This is a genomic window from Mesorhizobium sp. M0983, from assembly GCF_040318975.1.
Lineage (GTDB): Bacteria > Pseudomonadota > Alphaproteobacteria > Rhizobiales > Rhizobiaceae > Mesorhizobium.
Genome location: NZ_JAMYNH010000034.1, coordinates 1 through 20,488 on the forward strand (window position 1 = coordinate 1; position 20,488 = coordinate 20,488).

Annotated in this window: 17 protein-coding genes; 7 read left to right on the plus strand and 10 right to left on the minus strand. The window is 63.1% G+C overall.

The window, feature by feature from the left end; genetic code table 11:
- Positions 1–356: ABC transporter permease subunit (locus tag NKH71_RS30900; RefSeq protein WP_352895951.1), on the plus strand; the 356-nt coding region annotated here is incomplete at its 5' end.
- 33 nt (positions 357–389) lie between these two features.
- Positions 390–1,391: an Ldh family oxidoreductase gene (locus tag NKH71_RS30905; RefSeq protein WP_352547920.1), complete on the plus strand. Its 1,002-nt coding sequence runs from the start codon at positions 390–392 to the stop codon at positions 1,389–1,391.
- A gap of 57 nt (positions 1,392–1,448) precedes the next feature.
- On the opposite strand, the gene NKH71_RS30910 is transcribed toward NKH71_RS30905, so the two are convergent.
- Positions 1,449–1,721: a hypothetical protein gene (locus tag NKH71_RS30910; protein ID WP_292660454.1), complete on the minus strand. Its 273-nt coding sequence runs from the start codon at positions 1,719–1,721 to the stop codon at positions 1,449–1,451.
- 244 nt (positions 1,722–1,965) lie between these two features.
- Here NKH71_RS30910 and NKH71_RS30915 point away from each other — a divergent pair, with 244 nt between their 5' ends.
- On the plus strand, positions 1,966–2,940 hold the full coding sequence (locus NKH71_RS30915; protein ID WP_352484388.1) for a complex I NDUFA9 subunit family protein: 975 nt from the start codon (positions 1,966–1,968) through the stop codon (positions 2,938–2,940).
- A gap of 27 nt (positions 2,941–2,967) precedes the next feature.
- Here NKH71_RS30915 and NKH71_RS30920 read toward each other — a convergent pair whose 3' ends face one another.
- Positions 2,968–4,341 carry a cytochrome P450 gene (locus NKH71_RS30920; protein ID WP_023718033.1) on the minus strand — a complete coding sequence of 458 codons (1,374 nt, stop codon included), beginning with the start codon at positions 4,339–4,341 and terminating at the stop codon, positions 2,968–2,970.
- A gap of 184 nt (positions 4,342–4,525) precedes the next feature.
- On the opposite strand from NKH71_RS30920, the gene NKH71_RS30925 reads away from it, so the two are divergent.
- The 4 genes from NKH71_RS30925 to NKH71_RS30940 all read left to right on the plus strand — a co-directional run bounded on the left by NKH71_RS30925 (position 4,526) and on the right by NKH71_RS30940 (position 11,604).
- Entirely contained in the window at positions 4,526–5,095 is a 570-nt protein-coding gene (locus NKH71_RS30925) for an NADPH-dependent FMN reductase (RefSeq protein ID WP_023718034.1), read from the plus strand.
- A 58-nt stretch (positions 5,096–5,153) separates the two neighbouring features.
- On the plus strand, positions 5,154–7,820 hold the full coding sequence (locus tag NKH71_RS30930) for a caspase family protein (RefSeq protein ID WP_352789352.1): 2,667 nt from the start codon (positions 5,154–5,156) through the stop codon (positions 7,818–7,820).
- Between the two features lie 146 nt (positions 7,821–7,966).
- Positions 7,967–10,438: a DNA topoisomerase (ATP-hydrolyzing) subunit B gene (gene gyrB / locus NKH71_RS30935; protein WP_352789354.1), complete on the plus strand. Its 2,472-nt coding sequence runs from the start codon at positions 7,967–7,969 to the stop codon at positions 10,436–10,438.
- 248 nt (positions 10,439–10,686) lie between these two features.
- Entirely contained in the window at positions 10,687–11,604 is a 918-nt protein-coding gene (locus NKH71_RS30940; RefSeq protein WP_352789356.1) for a hypothetical protein, read from the plus strand.
- A 102-nt stretch (positions 11,605–11,706) separates the two neighbouring features.
- Here NKH71_RS30940 and NKH71_RS30945 read toward each other — a convergent pair whose 3' ends face one another.
- The 8 genes from NKH71_RS30945 to NKH71_RS30980 form a co-directional block, all read right to left on the minus strand.
- Positions 11,707–13,173, minus strand: coding sequence for a hypothetical protein (locus NKH71_RS30945; RefSeq protein ID WP_036244458.1), 1,467 nt, complete (start codon positions 13,171–13,173; stop codon positions 11,707–11,709).
- A 141-nt stretch (positions 13,174–13,314) separates the two neighbouring features.
- The gene (locus NKH71_RS30950; protein ID WP_023718039.1) at positions 13,315–14,712 is read right to left on the minus strand and encodes an NAD(P)(+) transhydrogenase (Re/Si-specific) subunit beta; all 1,398 of its coding nucleotides are present in this window, start codon (positions 14,710–14,712) and stop codon (positions 13,315–13,317) included.
- Positions 14,713–14,718: 6 nt separating this feature from the next.
- Positions 14,719–15,141, minus strand: a complete 423-nt coding sequence (locus tag NKH71_RS30955) for an NAD(P) transhydrogenase subunit alpha part 2 (RefSeq protein WP_502899045.1) — start codon at positions 15,139–15,141, stop codon at positions 14,719–14,721.
- Positions 15,141–16,415 (minus strand): Re/Si-specific NAD(P)(+) transhydrogenase subunit alpha, encoded by a 1,275-nt coding sequence (locus NKH71_RS30960; protein WP_352547931.1) that lies wholly within the window; start codon positions 16,413–16,415, stop codon positions 15,141–15,143. Before NKH71_RS30960 ends, NKH71_RS30955 begins: the two co-directional genes overlap by 1 nt.
- An 81-nt stretch (positions 16,416–16,496) precedes the next feature.
- Positions 16,497–16,721 carry an aa3-type cytochrome c oxidase subunit IV gene (locus NKH71_RS30965; RefSeq protein WP_023718042.1) on the minus strand — a complete coding sequence of 75 codons (225 nt, stop codon included), beginning with the start codon at positions 16,719–16,721 and terminating at the stop codon, positions 16,497–16,499.
- Between the two features lie 236 nt (positions 16,722–16,957).
- On the minus strand, positions 16,958–17,107 hold the full coding sequence (locus NKH71_RS30970; protein ID WP_023718043.1) for a DUF3096 domain-containing protein: 150 nt from the start codon (positions 17,105–17,107) through the stop codon (positions 16,958–16,960).
- A gap of 109 nt (positions 17,108–17,216) precedes the next feature.
- On the minus strand, positions 17,217–17,900 hold the full coding sequence (locus NKH71_RS30975; RefSeq protein WP_245278538.1) for an N-acyl amino acid synthase FeeM domain-containing protein: 684 nt from the start codon (positions 17,898–17,900) through the stop codon (positions 17,217–17,219).
- Positions 17,901–18,144: 244 nt separating this feature from the next.
- Positions 18,145–20,457 (minus strand): putative bifunctional diguanylate cyclase/phosphodiesterase, encoded by a 2,313-nt coding sequence (locus tag NKH71_RS30980; protein WP_352789362.1) that lies wholly within the window; start codon positions 20,455–20,457, stop codon positions 18,145–18,147.
- Between the last annotated feature and the right edge of the window lie 31 nt (positions 20,458–20,488).

The following is a 20,488-nucleotide window of genomic DNA, read 5'->3' on the forward strand; positions in this document are numbered from 1 at the left end:
ATGAAGGTGAAGTGATGCGTGGCGCCTTCGCCGGTGTACCGCATGGCCAACTCGAGGCGGCCCGCGCTTTCGGCATGAGCCGTTGGAAAATCTTCAGGCGAATATGGCTCCCGCAGGCGATCAGCCGGGCGCTGCCGACGCTGGCGGGTGAAACCGTTCTCCAGTTGAAAGCAACACCGCTGGTGGCAACGATAACCATGGTCGACATCTATGCCGTAGCCTCGCGGGTGCGCCAGGATCTCTTCGTCACCTACGAACCCTTGCTGCTTCTGGCGTTGGTCTATATGTCCATCACCGGTATCCTGGTGTTCGGCTTCCACCGGCTCGAGGCGCGGATCCCGAGCAAGCTAGGCTAAAGCTGTTAAAGTCGCGAATTCAGGGCAGCTACCATGCAACTCAGTCTCGACCAGGCGACAGGGCTGTGCCGGATGGCCGCACTTGGCGCCGGCGCCAACGAAGAGGCGGCGCAGTCGCTGGCTGCCTCGATCGTCGCGGCCGAGGCTGAAGGACTGTCGACCGTCGGGCTGTCGCATTTCATTGATTATCTCGAAGCGCTGGAAGCCGGCCGTATCGACGGCAATGCCGATCCTGTCATCACCAGGCCAGCGCTCGCGGTTTATCTCTCCGATGCCCGCGGCGGACTGGCGCATACCGGTTTCGACCGCACGATCGATGACCTCGCCAAGGCGGCGCGGCTGTTCGGCGTTGCCATCTTTTCGCAGAAGAATGCCTATACGTGCGGCGCGCTCGGCTATTTCACCGGACGGCTGGCCGCGCAGGGATTGGTGTCGTTCGCCGCGACCAACGGCCCGGCCGTGCTTGCCGGCTCGGGCTCGGTCAAGCCGGTCTACTGCACCAACCCGATGTCCTTTGCCGCACCCGCCGCGGACGGGGCGCCGCTGGTCATCGACCAGTCGTCGAGCGCCACCGCCTTCGTCAACATCCGCAAGGCCGCCGAGGATGGCAAGAAGATCCCCGAAGGCTGGGCTCTGGACGCCAGCGGCAATCCAACCACGGACCCGGCAGCCGCCATGAAAGGCGCCATGCTTGCCTTCGGCGGCCAGCGCGGCGCCAACATCGCGCTGATGGTCGAGGTACTGGCTGCGGGCCTGTCGGGCGCCAACTGGTCCCTCGATGCGCCATGGTTCAGCGGCGGGCCGGACAGTCCGGGAACCGGCCTGTTCGTGCTCGCCGTCGAGCCCAAGCTGCTCGATCCGGACTTCGAGAAACGGATGAAGGACCAGCTCGACCGGTTGCGGCGGCGCTATGGCGTGCATGTGCCGGGGCGTGCCCGGGCCGAGGCCGCGGAGAAGGCGGCGGCGCGCGGCATAAGCGCGCCGAAAGCCGTGGTGCAACGCATTTCCGAATTCGCCGCGCGCTATTCGTCCTGAAGAAATTCGTTTGTCCGATGAGCGGCTGAGGAGGCCGGCCGATCCGGCAGCGCGAGCCTACTTCCCGCAATAATGATCGTTGATGACGTTCGCCGCATTCGCGTCCGGTCCTACCCTGTTGTAGGAGCAGGGTTCGGCGGCCGTCGTGAACAGGTGGTTGTCATAGTAGCGCGGGCCGCCGAACAGAATGTCGATGATGTCTCCGTTGGCCGGAACGTAGCGTTCGGGTTGAGCTTGGTGGTGATGCCGGTTTGCCGCGAATGCCGAGGCACCAATGCTGCAGCCTGTTGCGAAAGCCAGAGCGAAGAGCGCAACGCGTTTTGTCGTCATCGGCAATATCCTCCATTCGGAATCAAACCATACATCTAAAATCGCCGGCCGAACAAAGGTTCCTGTTTCGAATGGAGTTGCCGTAAAGCCGGGCGGCGGCGGCGTTTACTGCCATTTCGAACGGATATCAGAAATCATGCTTCAACAATGCCGGGCGACCGATGGTCGCCCTTTGCCTTTGGCGCGAAACCGACTATGAAACGGCTTCAATCAAGCCCATCTGGATAGCCCGCCGGAGCCAGCCATGACCGAAATCCTGCAGACCCCAAAGCTCGTCGTCGTCTTCGGCGGCTCCGGCTTTGTCGGTCGTCATGTCGTGCGGGCGCTGGCCAAGCGCGGCTACCGCATCCGGGTCGCCTGCCGCCGGCCCGATCTCGCCGGCCACCTGCAGCCGCTCGGCAATGTCGGGCAGATCCAGCCGGTGCAGGCCAATGTCCGGGTGCGCTGGTCGGTCGACCGCGCCGTGCAAGGCGCCGACCACGTCGTCAATCTGGTGGCAATCCCGTATGAGGCCGGCCGGCAGAAATTTACTGCCGTCCACGAGTTCGGCGCGCGTGCCATCGCCGAAGCGGCGCGCGCCGTCGGCGCCGGCGTCACCCATATCTCGGCTCTGGGTGCGGATCTCCACGCGCAATCGGACTATGCGCGCACCAAGGCGCTTGGCGAAAAGGCCGTTCTTGAGACGGTCCAGGACGCTGTGATCCTGCGGCCATCGATCAATTTCGGGCCGGAGGACGGTTTCTTCAACCGCTTTGCCAACATGGCCCGCTTTTCCCCAGTCCTGCCGCTGATCGGCGGCGGTCAGACGAAATTCCAGCCGGTCTATGTCGGCGACGTCGCCGAAGCGGTGGCGCACTCGGTCGACGGCAAGGTCCAGGGCGGCCATATCTATGAGCTCGGCGGGCCGCAGGTGCTCACTTTCAAGGAATGCATGCAAGAATTGCTTGTTATCATCGAACGCAAGCGGTTTTTGCTGCCTATGCCGTGGTGGCTGGCGAACCTCCAGGCATCAATTCTCGGGCTGCTGCCCAATCCGTTGTTGACCAAGGACCAGGTCCTGCTGTTGCGCCAGCACAATGTCGTGTCGGATGCCGCCGTCAAGGACAACAGGACGCTCGCCGGCCTCGGAATCCAGCCACGGTCGATCGGAACCATCCTGCCCAGCTATCTCTGGCGCTACCGCGCCGCGGGCCAGTTCCAACGCAAGTCCGCCGCATAGTACCGGCGCGAATGGACGTTCAGCCGCTTACGAGGCGCGCCGGGTGACTTGCATCGGCAGCCCGCCTTGCGGTTGCGTCGTCAGCTTCTGCACCGGCCAGGGGCGGGTCTCCGCGGTGGTGTCGAAGCGGTAGCGCGACAGCATGATCGCCAACGCAATGATCGCCTCCTGCATGGCGAAGCTGGCACCGATGCAGACGCGGGGGCCGGCGCCGAACGGCAAATACTGGAAACGGTCGATCTTTTCGCGATTCCCCGGATGAAAGCGCTCCGGCATGAAAGCGTCCGGTCGGTCCCATAATTTCCTGTGGCGATGGACGACCCACGGCATCACCAGCACCGCGGCGCGGCGCGGTATATAGAGGCCGTTCCAGGTTTCGGGTTCGATCGGTTCGCGGTTGATCGACGGCGCCGGCGGATAGAGCCTGAGCGCCTCGTCGAAGGCGGCACGGGTCAGCGGCATGGCGTCGAGCCATTTCGTCGGGTCGGGCTCACGCGCCAGCACAGCATCGATCTCGTGCTCGATCTTTTCGCGCTCCCACGGCGCTTCGGCAAGGCAGTAGAGCGTCCAGCCGAGCGCCCTGGCTGTAGTCTCATGGCCGGCGCCGATGAAGGTGATGATGTTGTCCTCGACCTCGGCCCGGGTCAGCCCGCCCGGTCCCTCCGCCTTCAGCAGCAGCGTGAGAAAATCCTGCGGCACCGTGTCCGGAGCGCGCCTCAGCCGCGCCTCGCGCATCTGCACCGTGTCGGTTACGATCTTGCGGAAGTAGGCCATGGTCTTGCGGCCGCGGATGCGCGTCAGGCGCGGCAGCCAATCGGGCGCACGCAAAAGGTCGAGCGGATCGACCCGGCCCATCGTCTCGAACAGGCGGTCGATCTCCTTGGCGAAGCTGCCCGGCTCGCCCGATATCTCGCCCGAAAACAGCGTCTCAGCCAGGATGTCGAAGGTGAGCAGCGTCATGTCGTGGGCGATATCCGACGTGCCACCTTGCTCGTAACGGGTGACGAATTCGAGCGTGCGTTTCAGCATCGGCTCGGCGAAGCCGAAAATGTGACGCGGCGTGAACACCGGCGCCATCGCCTTGCGCGAACGCCGCCACACCTCGCCTTCGGCGGTCAGCAGCCCGTCGCGCAGGATCGGCCGCAGGATCTTCTGGCGCACCGTCGCCATCTTGTAGTTCTTGGCGTTGTCGACCAGCACATGGCGGATGAGGCCGGGATCGTTGGCGATGACCAGCGGCCCACCGACGCCGTTCACCGAAATCCAGGGCTCGTTGTAGGTCGCCTCGCCCCACAGTTCGAGCGGATTGCGATAGACGATGCGGATCATCTCCAGCGTCGAAGGCGGCGCGGTGCGCGGCTTCGGCGCCGGCGGGACGAAGGGGACGGGCTGACTGTCCATGGCTTGCTCCGCTGACCCCTCAATGTAGTGGCTGGCAAGGCAAGCGTCCATGTGGCCGGACGACAAGGCGAAGCATCCGCTCTCTGGAATGTGACCGGGGCACCGGAAAGTGCCTGCTTGCTGTGTCCGGCTGTGTGTCTTAGGTGGCAGCACCACAGATGCCACTAACCGGCGGGAGCCTGCCTTGAAGCACCAGTTGAACGTCATCATCGGCAGCACGCGGCCGGGCCGCGCCGGACCCGTTTTCGCAAGGTGGTTGGAAAGTTTTGCGCGCGAACACGGCAAATTCGAGCCATTGCTCACCGATATCGCCGCCTTCAACCTGCCGGTGCTGGACGAGCCGCATCATCCTAGACTCGGCAGATACGAAAACAGCCACACGAAAGCCTGGTCGAAAGCAATCGACGCCGCCGACGCGTTCGTCTTCGTAGCGCCGGAATACAATTATTTCGCAGCCCCCGCGATCGTCAACGCGGTCGACTACCTGCTCAGGGAATGGCGATACAAGCCGGCCGCCATCCTCAGCTACGGCGGTGTCTCCGGTGGCTTACGAGCGGCGCAGGCGGTCAAACCGTTGCTGACCGCGGTCGGCGTCATGCCGATTCCGGAAGGCGTGGCGCTCCCGATGTACCAGAAGCTGCTCGACGAGACCGGCGCCTTCCTGCCCAGCGAGCAGGTGCTCGGCGGAGCCAAGACCATGCTGGACGAGCTGTCCCGCTGGAGCGAAGCGCTGAGGCCGATGCGCGCCAGCTAACAACGCGAACGGCCGGGCTTGCCGATGCCATAACTTGCTCATGCCATAAAGAGATGGAATGCTCCGGGAAATGACCGGGCCGGGGCGGTTCGATTTGCGTCTTCTGTTTGCTTTGCTGCTGATCCTCTCGACGGCCTCCGGTGCCATGGCGGAGCGGCGCGTTGCGCTGGTCATCGCCGAGAACGACTACCGGCTGATCCGGCCGCTCGCCAATCCCGTCAATGACGGCGAGGTCATGGAAACGGTGCTGAGGAAGCTCGGTTTCGAGGTCTTCCTCGAAACCAACCGCGACCTGCGGCGCATGCGCCGGGCGCTCGACGATTTCCGCGAGGATGCTAAAGGCGCCGACGTGGCACTGGTGTTCTTCTCCGGCCACGGCGTCGAGATCGCCGGCGAGAATCGGCTCCTGCCGGTGGATGCAGACGCGTCGTCGCTCGCTACGCTGGAAGGGACCAGCCTGCCGCTGGAGGAGATCCGCGCGGCCGTCGCCGCCACCAGCAAGGTCGGACTGATCGTGCTCGATGCCTGCCGCAGCGATCCGTTTGCTGCCACGGGCGGCGAAGGCCGCGGCGCAACGGCGCTGGTAAAAGAGGTCAGCGACAAGGTCCGGCCGGGTCTTGGCCGCATCGGGCGGGCAGAAAACATCCTGTTTGCCTTCTCGGCGGCGCCCGGCGAGACCGCCTCGGATGGGACCGGCCAGAATTCGCCGTTCACCGCGGCGCTGACGAAATACCTCGGCACCGAGGGTCTTGAGATCCGCTCCGTGCTGACGCTCGTGCAGCAGGAGGTCTACGATCTCTCGCGCGGCAGGCAATTGCCCTATGTCGAGAGCGGCCTGCCGCAGTTGTTCTTTGCCACGACAGCCAAGGAGAAACTGCCGGAGCGCGAACGCTTGTTGCTGGCCATGGCCGAGGTGACGCCCGCGATGCGTGGCGAGGTGGAAAAGATCGCCAGCGACGCCGACATGCCGCTGGCACCGCTCTATGGCGCGTTGATCAGTTCCGATGCCGGCCGCCTCTCCGCGGACAGTCTGAACGCCAGGCTGCGTGAGGCAGCCGACGCCTTCGTCAAGGTGCGGAGCGAAATGCGGACGCTTTCCTCCGACGATCTCAGAGTGGCAGCGTTGCGCCGGCAGGCGGAAGAGCAGCTTTCGCTGGGAGCGTTCGATGCCGCGCGGAAAAAGCTTGCCGAAGCAGCCGAGATCGACAATATCTCGCGCAACGCGCTGAAGGCCAATTTCGTCAGTCGCACGCTTTCCGAAGCCGCGACGCGCTATTTGTCCGGCGGGGCAGCGCGCGCCGACCTCGACTACGCCACAGCCATCAAGGATTATGAATCCGTGCTCACGCTTTATGGCGAAGCCGGACAGGTGGTGCTGTCGCTCGACGACGCCGACCGCTTGATCCGCACGCTGGACGAGCTCGGCAAGCTCTATACCACGGTCGGCAACATCGATGCTGCTGGCCGCGCCTTCGAGGCGCTGCAAGCCGATCTCGAGCGGCGGTCGCGCCACGAAACCGATCCCAACGTGAAGCGCGACTTCGCCGTCAGCCACGTCAAGCTCGGCAACGTGCGGATGGCGCAAGGCAATCTGCCGGCAGCGCTGCAAAACTATGAAACGGCCAAGACCATTCTGCAGGACCTGACCGAGGCAGAGCCGGACAATCTGGAGTGGTTCGGCGACCTCGCCATGACCGACGACAAGATCGGTAACGTGCTGGCGACGCAAGGTGATCTGGCCGGCGCCGCACAGGTCTATCAGGAAAGCCTGTCGATCAAGAAACAGCTCGCTGCCGGAGAGCCCGACCGTGCCGAACTGCAGCGCGACCTGACCATCACCTATGATGAGATCGGCCACCTTGCCCATGTCGCAGGTCAACTGGACAACGCACAGGCGGCCTATCAAGAGAGCCTGAAGGTGCGGCTGGCGCTGGCGGCGGACAGACCGGGAGACGCCGATCGGCAGCGTGACGTCTCGGTCAGCCACGATACGATAGGCGACCTGCTGCGCGAACGCGGCGACGCCGCTGGGGCGCTGACGGCCTACAAGGAAGGCCTGGCGATCGTCAAGCAACTGGCGAAACGCGATCCGGACGACACCGAGCTGAAACGCGACCTGTCCGTCGGCAACGCCAAGGTCGGCAACGCGCTGAGCGACCAGCAGAATTGGCCGGCGGCACTTTCGGCTTATCGTCAGGCATTCTCGCAAGCCAGCGCGCTCGCCGCCGGCGACCCGAACAACACCGATTGGCAGCGCGACCTGTCCGTGTGCCTCGAGAAGGTCGCCGGCGTCCTGGCGATACAGGGCGACCACAAAGGCGCACTGAAAGCCTATCTGGACAGCTACGCGATTGCGGAGAGGCTGGCGAAGCTCGATTCCGCCAATTCCGACTGGCAGCGGGACTTGTCGATAACGCTGTCCGAAGTCGCCACGCTCCGCCTCAGGCAGCGCGACGTCAGGGGAGCCCGGCAAGCCCTTCAGGACAGCCTTGCCATTCGCGAGAAACTTGCCCAGTCAGATCCGGACAACGCCACCTGGCAGCGCGACCTGGTGCTTGCCTATATCGACTACGCCCAAGTCGCAAAGGACCCGAAAGCCGTCCTTTCCAAGGCACTCGACATGACGCTGGAGCTCGACCGGACCGGTCGGCTGGCGCCGCGATACAAGTTCATGATCAAGTTTTTGCGTGAGCGGCTGGCCAGGATCGAAGCCAGGCGCCGGTAGCGGGTTCACGCGACGGTCATTCCGTTCGGAAATGCCTGCAAACCTTGGAAAAACCGCCTTTTGCGCCTATATCTACGACATTAGGAATGCGCGATTCGACGCCGATTTTTCGCGCTCTGCACACGGCACCAATCAGACAGGTTTTCATGAGCGACCAGACCGACATCGCCAACGGCGTTGAAGCCGAATACGGCGCCGATTCCATCAAGGTTTTGAAGGGCTTGGACGCCGTTCGCAAGCGGCCGGGCATGTATATCGGCGACACCGACGACGGCTCGGGCCTGCACCACATGGTTTATGAGGTGGTCGACAACGCCATCGACGAAGCACTGGCGGGCCATGCCGACCTGGTGACGGTGACGCTCAATCCGGACGGCTCGGTGACGGTCATCGACAATGGCCGCGGCATTCCGACCGATATCCACACCGGCGAAGGCATTTCGGCGGCCGAAGTGATCATGACGCAGCTGCATGCCGGCGGCAAGTTCGACCAGAACTCCTACAAGGTGTCGGGCGGCCTGCACGGCGTCGGCGTGTCGGTCGTCAACGCACTGTCGGCCTGGCTGAAACTGAAGATCCGCCGCAACGGCCAGATCTACGAGATGAGCTTCACGCATGGCGACGCCGACGCACCGCTGCGCATCACCGGCAGTTATGAACAAGACAAGGTCCCCGGCACCTATGAAGGGCGCAGCGGCAGCGAAATCACGTTCTTGCCGTCGTCCGAGACCTTCACCATGGTCGAGTTCGACTATGGTACGCTGGAGCACCGGCTGCGCGAGCTCGCCTTCCTGAACTCCGGCGTGCGCATCGTTTTGACCGATGCCCGCCATGCCGACATCGTGCGCCATGAACTGCACTATGATGGCGGGCTGGAAGAGTTCGTCCGATATCTCGACCGAACGAAGAAGCCGTTGCTCGACAAGCCGATTTCGATCCGCGCCGAGCGCGACGGCATCACCGTCGAAGTCGCCATGTGGTGGAACGACAGCTACCACGAGAACGTGCTGGCCTTCACCAACAACATCCCGCAACGTGACGGCGGCACGCATCTCGCCGGTTTCCGGGGTGCGCTGACACGCCAGATAACCGGCTATGGCGACTCCTCGGGCCTGACCAAGAAGGAAAAAGTGGCGCTGATCGGCGACGATTGCCGCGAAGGGCTGACCGCGGTGCTGTCGGTCAAGGTTCCCGACCCGAAATTCTCCTCGCAGACCAAGGACAAGCTGGTGTCGTCCGAGGTTCGCCCGGTGGTCGAAGGCCTGGTCAACGAGGCGCTCGGCACCTGGCTCGAGGAGCACCCGACCGAGGGCAAGGCGGTCATCGAGAAGGTCATCCAGGCCGCTGCCGCGCGCGAGGCCGCGCGCAAGGCACGCGACATCACCCGCAAGAGCTCGCTCGGCGTCACCTCGTTGCCCGGCAAGCTGGCCGATTGCCAGGAGCGCGATCCGGCGAAATCCGAAATCTTCATCGTCGAGGGCGACAGCGCGGGCGGCTCGGCCAAGGGCGGCCGTTCGCGCCAGAACCAGGCCATTCTTCCGCTGCGCGGCAAGATCCTCAATGTCGAGCGCGCCCGCTTCGACCGCATGCTCGGCTCCGACATGATCGGCACGCTGATCACCGCGCTCGGCACCTCGATCGGCAAGGACGAGTTCAATGCCGACAAGCTGCGCTACCACAAGATTATCCTGATGACCGACGCCGATGTCGATGGCGCCCATATCCGCACCTTGCTGCTGACCTTCTTCTTCCGCCAGATGCCGGAACTGATCGAACGCGGTCATCTCTATATCGCGCAGCCGCCGCTCTATAAGGTGACGCGAGGGAAGAGCTCGCAATATATCAAGGATGAAGCCGCCTTCGAGGAATTCCTGATCGGCTCGGGGCTGGAAGAAGCGTCGCTTGCGCTCAGCACGGGCGAGGTGCGGGCCGGACAGGATCTGCGCGGCGCCATCGACGATGCCCTGGCTGTCCGCCAACTCATCAACGGATTGCATACGCGCTATAACAGAGGCGTGGTGGAGCAGGCAGCGATTGCCGGCGCGCTCAACCCCGAAATCTTCACCGACCTCGGTCGCGCCAACGAGATGGCCGAGCGCGTTGCCCGCCGTCTCGACATTATCGCCGAGGACACCGAGCGCGGCTGGACAGGCCGCATGTCGACCTCCAACGAGGGCGTCGGCGGCTATGTATTCGAGCGCACGGTGCGCAGCGTCAAGGAGTTCGCGCATCTCGACCTGGCGCTGATCAATTCCGCCGACGCACGCCAGCTCGACCGCTATGCGCCGCGCCTGGCAGAAATCTATGGCGAGCCGCCGGTGCTGCGCCGCAAGGATGTCTCCGAAACAATTTCGGGGCCGCTGGCACTGCTCAATGCCGTGTTTGCCACCGGCCGCAAGGGTCTGACCATGCAGCGCTACAAGGGCCTTGGCGAAATGAACGCCGAGCAGCTCTGGGAAACGACCCTCGACCCGAATGTGCGCTCGCTCTTACAGGTCAAGGTCAATGACGCGACTGACGCGGACTCACTGTTTTCGCGACTGATGGGCGACGAGGTTGAGCCAAGGCGCGAATTCATCCAGGAAAACGCGCTGTCGGTCGCCAATCTGGACATCTGAGCCGCCATCCAGAATACCCAGCCTGCAGGCATGAAGTGCATTGGTGCATCTTGGCGCACCGACGCCGACTGCTGCACCGCAACAAAGATCACCGAGGATCTCCCGGAACGGAAAGTCTTTCAAGGCATTGTAGTTGATCACAATCGCCGCAGGAGGCATTCATGGGACGTGGCATTTTGCTCTGGCTTCTCGGAGTCCCGATTCCGATCATTATTCTGATTCTGCTTTTTGCAAGGTAGGAGGCTTCCATGCCGTCCACCCTAACGACTACCGAGGTTTCCGCACCGACGGAATCCTCATCCCCCGCCGTCAGCTGGGGACCAATCGTCGCCGGCGCCTTTGCTGCGTCGACGCTTACCTTCATCTTGATGCTGCTCGGCTCCGGGCTTGGGCTGAGTATGGTCTCGCCATGGTCCGGCTCGGGTGCGTCAGTCACAACTTTCGCCGTTTCCACCGCCGTCTGGCTGATCGTCGTGCAGTGGCTGTCGTCGGCCCTCGGCGGCTATCTTGCCGGGCGCCTGCGCACCAAATGGGTCGGCATCCACACCGATGAAGTCTTCTTCCGCGATACCGCGCATGGCTTCCTGGCCTGGGCGCTGGCGACGCTGCTCGTCGCCGGTATACTCGGCACGGCGCTGTCGGCCGCGATAGGCACCGGTGTCCAGGCTGCTTCGACTGTGGCATCCGGCGCGGCAATGGGCGCTTCGACAGGTGCTGCTGCAAACGCTGGTGGCGCCTCGACTGACAACGCCACATCGTATTTCGTCGATATGCTGTTCCGCCCGGCCGATCCGGCAAGGCTCGCTGCCGCCAATCCGGAGAGCGACGCCGCGGCAACGGCGCAGGCATCGCGCATTCTGATCGCGAGTGCCGCAGCAGGCGAAATATCGGCCGACGACAAGACCTATCTGTCGCGGCTGGTGGCCGCCCGGACAGGCCTGTCCGAAGCCGATGCCACCGCTCGCCTCGATGCGGTAATCGCCAGAGCGCAGGACGCCAAGGTCAAGGCCCAGCAGGCGGCCGACACCGCCAGAAAGGCCGGCGCCACCTTCTCGCTGATTGGCGCGCTGTCGCTGGTCGTCGGGGCTTTCATTGCCAGTGCGGCTGCGGCACTTGGCGGCAGGCAGCGCGACGACGAGGAAGCGATTTTCCTGACCAATCGCTGATCGGCGCCTAAGCGAACTCGGTCCGCTTCGAAGATTACTCCGAGCGGACCTTGCTTTGGGCTGTCGGCGCAGCATTGTCGTGCGTTGCTCGCCACCGACAGCTCAGTCCCCCAGCTTGCGGCCGAGATCGACCGCATCGCGCAGCACGGCAAGGTGCGAGCGCGGCACGCCGGACGGTGCGTTGGCCTCGACGCCGCTCGCCGTCAACGACCAGTAGAGAGTGTGCGTGAAGACGCGGCCGAGCGAGCCGCGCAGCTCGACCTGGATGTTTTCCACGCCCGGACCAAAGTTCTCCGTCATCGGCCCGGAGATCGGGTCGCCGGTCAACCAGCCATTGCCTCTGTCGAAAATGTTGGTCCAGCGCATCGCGGCAAACATCGCGCCATGATGCACCGCCCGCTGTGGCTTGCCCGAATGGCTGCGGCCTTCCTGATAGAGCATAGTCCCGCCCGCCGCCCTGTCGGCGATCGGCGGGCATGCCGAGAACAGCCGCTCGGCGATGCCGCGCCTGAACTCGGCAAGATTGTAGGTCACCAGAAACTCGCTGTGGGTCAGCGGACTGCCCAGCGTGACGAAATCGCTGATCTTCCACGGCAGCGGATGATCGGCGTCACTGTCGCGAAGCTGCCGGTAGAGTTCCCATTGGCCGCGCCGGAATGCGGGGAGGTCATCGAGGCGGTCGGGCCAGGCGGAAGCATCGGCGGCCAGCGTCGCCTTATCGACGGCGTGGATCGCCTTCAGCCTCGCTCTGTCGCGAATGGCTTCCAGCTTTCGAGGCCTGAAATCGGCCCATAATATCTGCAACAGATCATAGGCTATGATCGACCCCAGGCTGTGCGAGACCAGCACGATGCGGTCGTAGGCGTCGTCCACCATAAGGCGCTTCAGCAGCTTGAGGCCACGCTCGCGGACCAGCGCGCGCTTCTCGACCGTCGCCGCTTCGGCCCGCACATAGGCGGCGACATCGCCGAAATAGGGCAGGCCAAACTGGTCCACCGACCAGATAACGAACGACGCCAGGACGGTGACAAGCACGCCGGTCGTCCAGGAGATATAGCCTTGCCAGGCCGACGTTGCGAGCGCCAGCGCCGCGCCAAGGACGACGATGGTGGCCAAAAGCGTGACGACATAGAGTTTGCGCACATCGCGCGGAATATCGGCGGGCTTGCGCCAGAGCAGGGTCGTCACCCAGGCAGCAAGGCGGCTCCGGGTCGTGCCCTGGGTGATGTCGGCCCAGTAAAGCTCGTAGAAATCGGTGCGGCGGCCATCGACATCATACGGTGTGGTGATCCGGCGAAGCTCGTGCGAATTGGTCCGGCTGTCGGGCGTGATCCAGCTCTGGTTGATCTTCGCACCCATTGGGTCGGCCGGATCAGCGACATGGGCATAGAACGGAGCACGGGCCGGATCGTGGCTCCAAACGGCCTGGACAAATCCCCTCAACGTGTCCATGGGCCGCTGTTCGCCCATACCGTGCACGACCACCACCGCCTGGCTGCGCTTGCGCGGCACCTTCTCTGCTGCGGTCAGATCGGCGGCCGGCGACGCGGCAGAACCAGGGTCGGGCACCAGCACCTCCACCGATGACGCCGTTAGACAAGACGACGGGTCGCTATCGTAGCTTCAGAACCGGTAACAGCCAAGAAAAAGCCCGGCGCGGAGCCAGGGCTGTATTTCGACGACCGGCAGTGAGTTGGCAACGACGCCGTTTCAGTGATCAATCGCCTTGACGATCTCCTCGGTCATCTTCTTGGCGTCGCCGAGCAGCATCATGGTGCCGTCCTTGTAGAACAGCGTGTTGTCGATGCCGGCATAGCCGGACCCGAGCGAGCGCTTGACGAACAGGCAGGTGCGCGCCTTGTCGACGTCGAGGATCGGCATGCCATAGATCGGCGACGATTTGTCGTCGCGGGCGGACGGATTGGTGACGTCGTTGGCGCCGATGACATAGGCGACATCGGCCTGCGCGAACTCAGAGTTGATGTCCTCCAGCTCGAACACTTCGTCGTAAGGCACGTTGGCTTCCGCCAAGAGCACATTCATGTGGCCGGGCATGCGGCCGGCCACCGGATGGATGGCGTATTTGACGTCGACGCCGTTGGCCTTGAGCTTGTCGGCCATTTCGCGCAGCGCGTGCTGCGCCTGGGCGACGGCCATGCCGTAACCCGGCACGATGATGACCTTTTGCGCATTCATCATCAGATAGGCGGCATCCTCGGCAGAGCCCTGCTTGACGGTGCGCTCGATGCCGTCGTCGGCAGCGGCTGATGTCTCGCCGCCGAAGCCGCCGAGGATGACCGAGATGAAGCTTCGGTTCATGCCTTTGCACATGATGTAGGACAGGATGGCGCCCGATGAGCCGACCAGCGCGCCGGTGATGATCAGCGCCAGATTGCCGAGCGTGAAACCGAGTGCCGCCGCTGCCCAGCCCGAATAGGAATTGAGCATCGATACGACCACCGGCATGTCGGCGCCGCCGATCGGGATGATGAGAAGGACACCGAGCACGAGCGAGGCGGCAACGATCAGCCAGAACACCAGCTTGGACTCGGTGGTGACGAGCAGCATGATCAGCACAATGAGCGCTATGCCCAGGGCTGCGTTGATGAAGTGACGGCCGCCGATCATGATCGGCTTGCCCGACATGCGGCCGTCGAGCTTCAAGAAGGCGATGACCGAGCCGGTGAAGGTGATGGCGCCGATGGCAACGCCGAGGCTCATCTCGATCAGCGCCTGGGCATGGATATCGGCGACGGTGCCGATGCCGAAACTTTCCGGCGCATAGATGGCGGCGGCCGCCACCATGACCGCGGCAAGACCGACCAGCGAGTGGAAGGCGGCGACCAGCTGCGGCATCGAGGTCATGGCAATGCGCCGTGCCGTGACCGCACCGACCGAGCCGCCGATGGCGAGGCCGAGCACGATCAGCGCAAAGCGGCCGGCGGAAGGGGTGGCCAGCGCCAGCGTCGTGACAATGGCGATGCCCATGCCGATCATGCCGTACATGTTGCCCTGGCGGCTGGTGGTCGGATGCGACAGGCCGCGCAATGCCAGGATGAACAGGATGCCGGAGACCAGATAGAGGAAGGAGGCGAAGTTGGCGTTCATAGCGGCCTACTTTTCCTTCTTCTTGTACATGGCCAGCATGCGCTGGGTGACGAGGAAGCCGCCGAAGATGTTGACCGATACCAGCATCAGCGCAACAAAGCCGAAGCCGGTGGCGATGCCCGAGGCCGAGATGCCGACGGCAAGCAACGCGCCGACGACGATGACGGAGGAAATGGCGTTGGTGACCGCCATTAATGGCGTGTGCAGCGCCGGCGTGACCGACCAGACGACGTAGTAGCCGACGAAGATCGCCAGCACGAAGATGGCGAAGCGGAAGACGAAGGGATCGATCGCGCCGCCGGACAGCGCGTGCGCGGCGTCACCAGCGGCCTCGGTGCCGGGCGCGGTGGCCAGGTTCCGTACCGCAAGGCGGACGGCAGCTGTGGCCTGGTCGAGCTGGTCGAGGGCTTTCTGCAGGGTCTGATCCATCACGCGATCCCTCCGGTGGTCTTGGACTTCCTCGAAGCGGCCGGCCTCTTCGCAGCCGGCTTCGCCGAAGCCTCGGCAACCATCGTCTTGGCCGGAATGGCCGGCGGTTCGACATGTTGGCCCTTTGGCGGCTCCTGCTCAGCCCTGACGAAGGCGGGATGCACGACCTTGCCGGCATCGGTCAGCATGGTTGCCTTGACCAGCTCGTCGTCGCGGTTGATGGCAAGCGTCTTCGTCGCCTTGTCAACCAGCGTCTCGAGGAAGGCATAGAGGTTTCTCGCATAGAGCAGCGAGGCGGAGGCGGCGACGCGACCGGGAACGTTGAGATGGCCGACGATCTTTACCCCGTTGGCGGTGGTCACCACCTGCCCCGGAACGGCGCCCTCGACGTTGCCGCCACGCTCGACCGCAAGGTCGACGATCACCGAGCCGGGTTTCATCGAGGCGACCATTGCCGCAGAAACCAGCTTCGGCGCCGGCCGGCCCGGTATCAGCGCGGTGGTGACGACGATGTCCTGCTTGGCGATGTGCTCGGCGGTCAGCGCCGCCTGCTTGGCCTGATACTCCCTGGACATTTCCTTGGCGTAGCCGCCGGCCGTCTCGGCCGCCTTGAATTCCTCGTCCTCGACCGCCAGGAACTTTGCGCCGAGCGAAGCAACCTGCTCCTTGGCAGCCGGGCGCACATCGGTGGCGGTGACCACGGCGCCGAGGCGGCGCGCGGTGGCGATGGCCTGCAGACCGGCGACGCCGACGCCCATGATGAAGGCCTTCGCCGCCGGTACCGTGCCAGCCGCCGTCATCATCATCGGCAACGCCCGGTCATATTCGGCAGCCGCGTCGATCACCGCCTGATAGCCGGCGAGGTTCGCCTGGCTGGATAGAACGTCCATCGACTGGGCGCGGGTGATGCGCGGCATGAACTCCATGGAAAAAGCAGTAGCACCGGCCCTGGCCAACGCGGCGACGCCGGCATCGTTGCCATAGGGATCCATGATGGCGATCACGGCAGTGCCCGGCCGATAGACTTTCAGCTCGGCATCGCTCGGCCGGCGCACCTTCAGCACGACATCAGCCCTGGAAACATCGCCGGCCTTGCCGATCGCGGCGCCGGCCTTGGCAAACTCCTCGTCGGGAATGCGCGACGCCGCGCCGGCGCCAGCTTCGACGACCACGTCGAAACCCAGCGCCGCCAGCCGCTTCACCGTGTCGGGCGAGGCCGCGACGCGCGGCTCGTTCGCGTCGAGCTCACGAGGGATGAAAACCGTCTGTCCCACCACATGATCCTTTCGGCCGCAACCCGTTACCGCAAGACGCCGGCCGGCCCCCGGCGGCGTCCTCGACAAAAATTGGAGGAGTTATCGGAGAATAAAGGCGCCGACGGCCAGGATCAGAACGAACAGGATGGTCCCCGAGAAGAAGCCGCCCACAAAGAAGCCGAACGCCATGGCCAGAAGCACTGCGGCGCAAAACAGCGACCCGTATTTGGCCAGCATCAGGAAGCCGGCATAGGTGCGGTCGTGCTCGGCATAGTCCATCTTCGCGCCCAGTTCGACAGGACCGGTCGGCGTGTGTTCAGCCATAGGAATACCCCTTCGAAGACCTCTTTCAGGCACATAGCGAAAAGCCGCGTTAAGGGCAATGGCGCTATTGCCGCATCGCCGCAGCCAACAGTCTCAAGCGAAACTTGAAATCGCTGCGTCAATGATGTGCCGCAACGTGCGCAGCGGCTATGACTGACCCAACCCCTGAAACGAGGCGGGTCGGAGCGCGGCCATACCAATCACAATGGATGGCAGGTCCGCTATTGCCGATGTCGTTAGCTGGCGAGGTGCGGGAACAGCCCGAGCAGGCCGACAACGATCAGATAAAGGGCGACGATATAATTGAGCAGCCGCGGCATCACCAGGATCAGCACGCCTGCAATCAGCGAGATAAGCGGGGTAAGGGCGAGTGTCGAAATGGTCATATCGGTTCCTTGGATCGGATCGCTATCGAAGCGATGCTTGGCGGATGCCAGCCTACCACCAGCACCTTGCCCAGAACGCCGAAGCTACCGGAAGGCTCCATGGGCTCGTTCAGGCGGCTTCGCGAAAATACTTGGCGGTAGGCAGGATGGTCAGCGGAGCGAGTTCGCCGGCACCGGGCGCATTGAATAACATACGCTGCTCCATTGGCGTCGAACGGAAGAATGGAAAGCGCGACAGCGACCGTTCGCGAATAGCGCCAACATCAGCACGGTAGAGCACGACCTTGTTATAGACGCCAGGATAGGCACGAGGCTCACTGATCTTCTCGGCGTAGTAGATCCGCTTGTAGAAGCCGGCGTGATCCTCGCGGATGGTCGAAAGGCAATAGGGCGCGTTGAAGTGAAAACATGCCATGCCGGCGAGCCGCAGCGTGAGATAGGGTATTTGCGGATAGACGCGCGACCATTCCGGGTCGGAGGCGAACCGACTGGGGCAGACGAAGCTCATGCCCTCCTCGAGCATCGGCATGACGATGTCACCGAAAGCTTTGGTGGAAGGCGATCTTGGCGTCGACAGCGTTACGTGATGAATACGCAGTGTGCTGACGAGTTCCTGGTCGATGTAGACACCGAACCGGAAGACGTTAGGCACCTCGTCGAGTTCGTCGTGAATGGTGTGGTTCTCGTTATCGGGAACCATATCGTTGGAACGGTACGACTTGTAGCGCAGGCGATAGATGTCCTCGAGATCCTCGCCCTTGTCGCAACGGCGGTATTCCGTCCGCTCCAGCATCGCCGAAACATTCCTGGCGAAACTAGACATAGTTTCGGACGAATTTTCACCGCCCGCGCTCGCCGCATGGCCGAGCGAACTCAACTGGGCACACATGAACTCTATTCCCCGCGATTACCGCCACCAGCCGACACTACGGACGGGTCATGAGATGTAAAGATGAAAATGAGTACGAGCTCGTTTACCGCTCGTTAAGGTTAACAATTAATAAAATTATACTAAAATACGCGGTTTTCAGCGCAAATCAGCGCCGCGGCGCCTTCCTTGCGGTCTGGATGTCTTTGGCGAATGGCCAGACGGTGCTTGACATCGTCTCGATGCCGGACGCGCTGAGTGCCGACCCGAACAGAAAGCCCTGGACCAGGTCCGGCTTGATCTGCAACGCCAGGATCTTGAGCTGTTCGAAGGTCTCGACACCTTCGACGGTAACCGAAAGTCCCAGCGGCCGTGACAGGTTGACGATGCCCTTGAGCAATTCGAGCGACCGGCTGTTCTGGGTAACGTCGATCAGGAACGAGCGATCGATCTTGATCTTGTCGAGCGGCAGTTTGTGGAGATAGCTGAGGCTCGAATAACCGGTACCGAAATCGTCGAGCGCGATGCGAACGCCGAGCCGCTTCAATTCCTCGATATATTGGCGTGTCAGCGACTTGTCATCGAGCAGCGCCGTCTCGGTGACCTCGATCTCGAGGCGGTCGGCCGGCAGACCGGAACCGGCCAGCGCATCGCGAACCTTCTGGATGACATCACGATTGCGGAAATCCTTGGCCGAGAGATTGACCGACACGCTGGTCTGGGCCGGCCATTTGGCGCATTCCGTGCAGGCCGCATGCAGGACGAAAGTGCTGATGTCGGAAATGATGCCCATTTCCTCCGCAAGAGGAATGAAGATACCGGGGGAGATCGGCCCGAGGTCGGGATGATCCCAGCGGCACAGCGCCTCGCAACTGGCGATCCGCATCGTGTTCATCGCGACGATCGGCTGGTAGACGACTCGCAGCTCCTTGTTTTCCACCGCACTGCGCAGATCCGCCTTCATCAGCTGGCGGCTGCGGAAGGCAGCGTCCATGGAGGCCTCGAACAGCCGCCAGCCGTTCTTGCCAAGCTCCTTTGCCTTGTAGAGTGCAAGGTCGGCCTTGACGATCATGGCATCGACGTCGGTATCCCTGACCCGCGAGAGCGCCGCACCTCCGCTGGCCTGGATGCGCAATCCGTGGCCGGCGACATCGACCTCGCCCTGTAGATTGACAAAGATCTCATCAACCTGGCCGGTCAGATGGCTTTCATCTTCGATGCGTTCGAAGAAGATCATGAACTCGTCGCCGCCGAAGCGGCTGACGGTGATACCTGGCCCGGCGATCGCGGCCAGCCGCTCAGCGACGGCGTAGATCAAACCGTCACCGACCGGATGGCCGAGCGTATCATTTACGCTCTTGAAATCGTCGAGGTCGAGCACGACCAGCCCGCAGAGACGGTCTGGATCGCCCGAGGCCATGGCCTCCACGACCAGCTCATGGAAATAGGCGCGATTGGGCAGACCGGTGAGACTGTCGTAGCGCGCCATGAAGCGGATCTTGTCCTCCGCCTCGACGCGGGCGGTCACATCCTCGAAAGTGATGACGCCCAGTTCCTGGCTGCCTTCCCGGGCAGAAAATTCATAGTGCTGGCCGTTGGCGAGCGAGACCAGAACCTTGCGGTCGCGGCCCTCGCGCAGGGCGCGCGTCAGTTGGGCTTCGATGTAGCGGCAATCCTTCGGCGCCAGCATGCCGCCGGCAACGCCGCGCATCAGCAGACCGTGGATCGACCGTCCGAGCAAGGCATCCGGCGATTTGAGCGACATCAGGTGCGCGGCTTCGGCATTGGCCACCGCTACCCGGCCGTCCGGACCGAGCATGACAAGACCATGCGACATGGTGTTGAGGGCGCGGTTGAAACGCTGTGCGATGCGGTTCGCCTTTTTTTCCTCCGAGACGGCGGCAAAAAGCACGTCGCGGACCGTGTCGGCGAATTTGCGAATAGCAAACAGGAATGGGGCGGACAGGAGCCCGAGAAGGATGTGGTAGATATCGCCACGTAAAAGGAACCCCAACGAGATCGGCCACGTCAAGGCAAGCGTCAGGATGGTGACCATGCGCGGGGAGCCATAGTTGCGCCCGGCAATGGAGGTGGCCGTGGCCAGCGTCAGGCAGACGGAGGCGATCTCAGCGAAATTGTCGCGCGCAAAATAGATGCCAAGCAGGCAGAAGGCGCCAAGCGTGAGCCCGTGCAAGGAGCCATAGAGGATGTAGTCGTTCTCGCGCTTGTGCGCCTCTTCCCAGGTCGCCGGCGGGGGCAAGCTGTTGTATTTGCGGAAGTTTCTCATACGGAAGATGCCGACGAGAACCATCGCGATCGCGACAAGCAGATAAAGCGGGTCGCCGCTTTTCCACCAGACAAGGCCGATCAGGAAGGTCTGCGCGACAATGCCGATCGAAAGCGTAACGCCGTCGCGAAACAGAGTTTCCACGAACGGAATGTAAACGTCGACCGGAATCTCGTTTTGTCTTTTCAGATTCACGCCTGGATCCCAACCCTTGGGAACCCAGCAG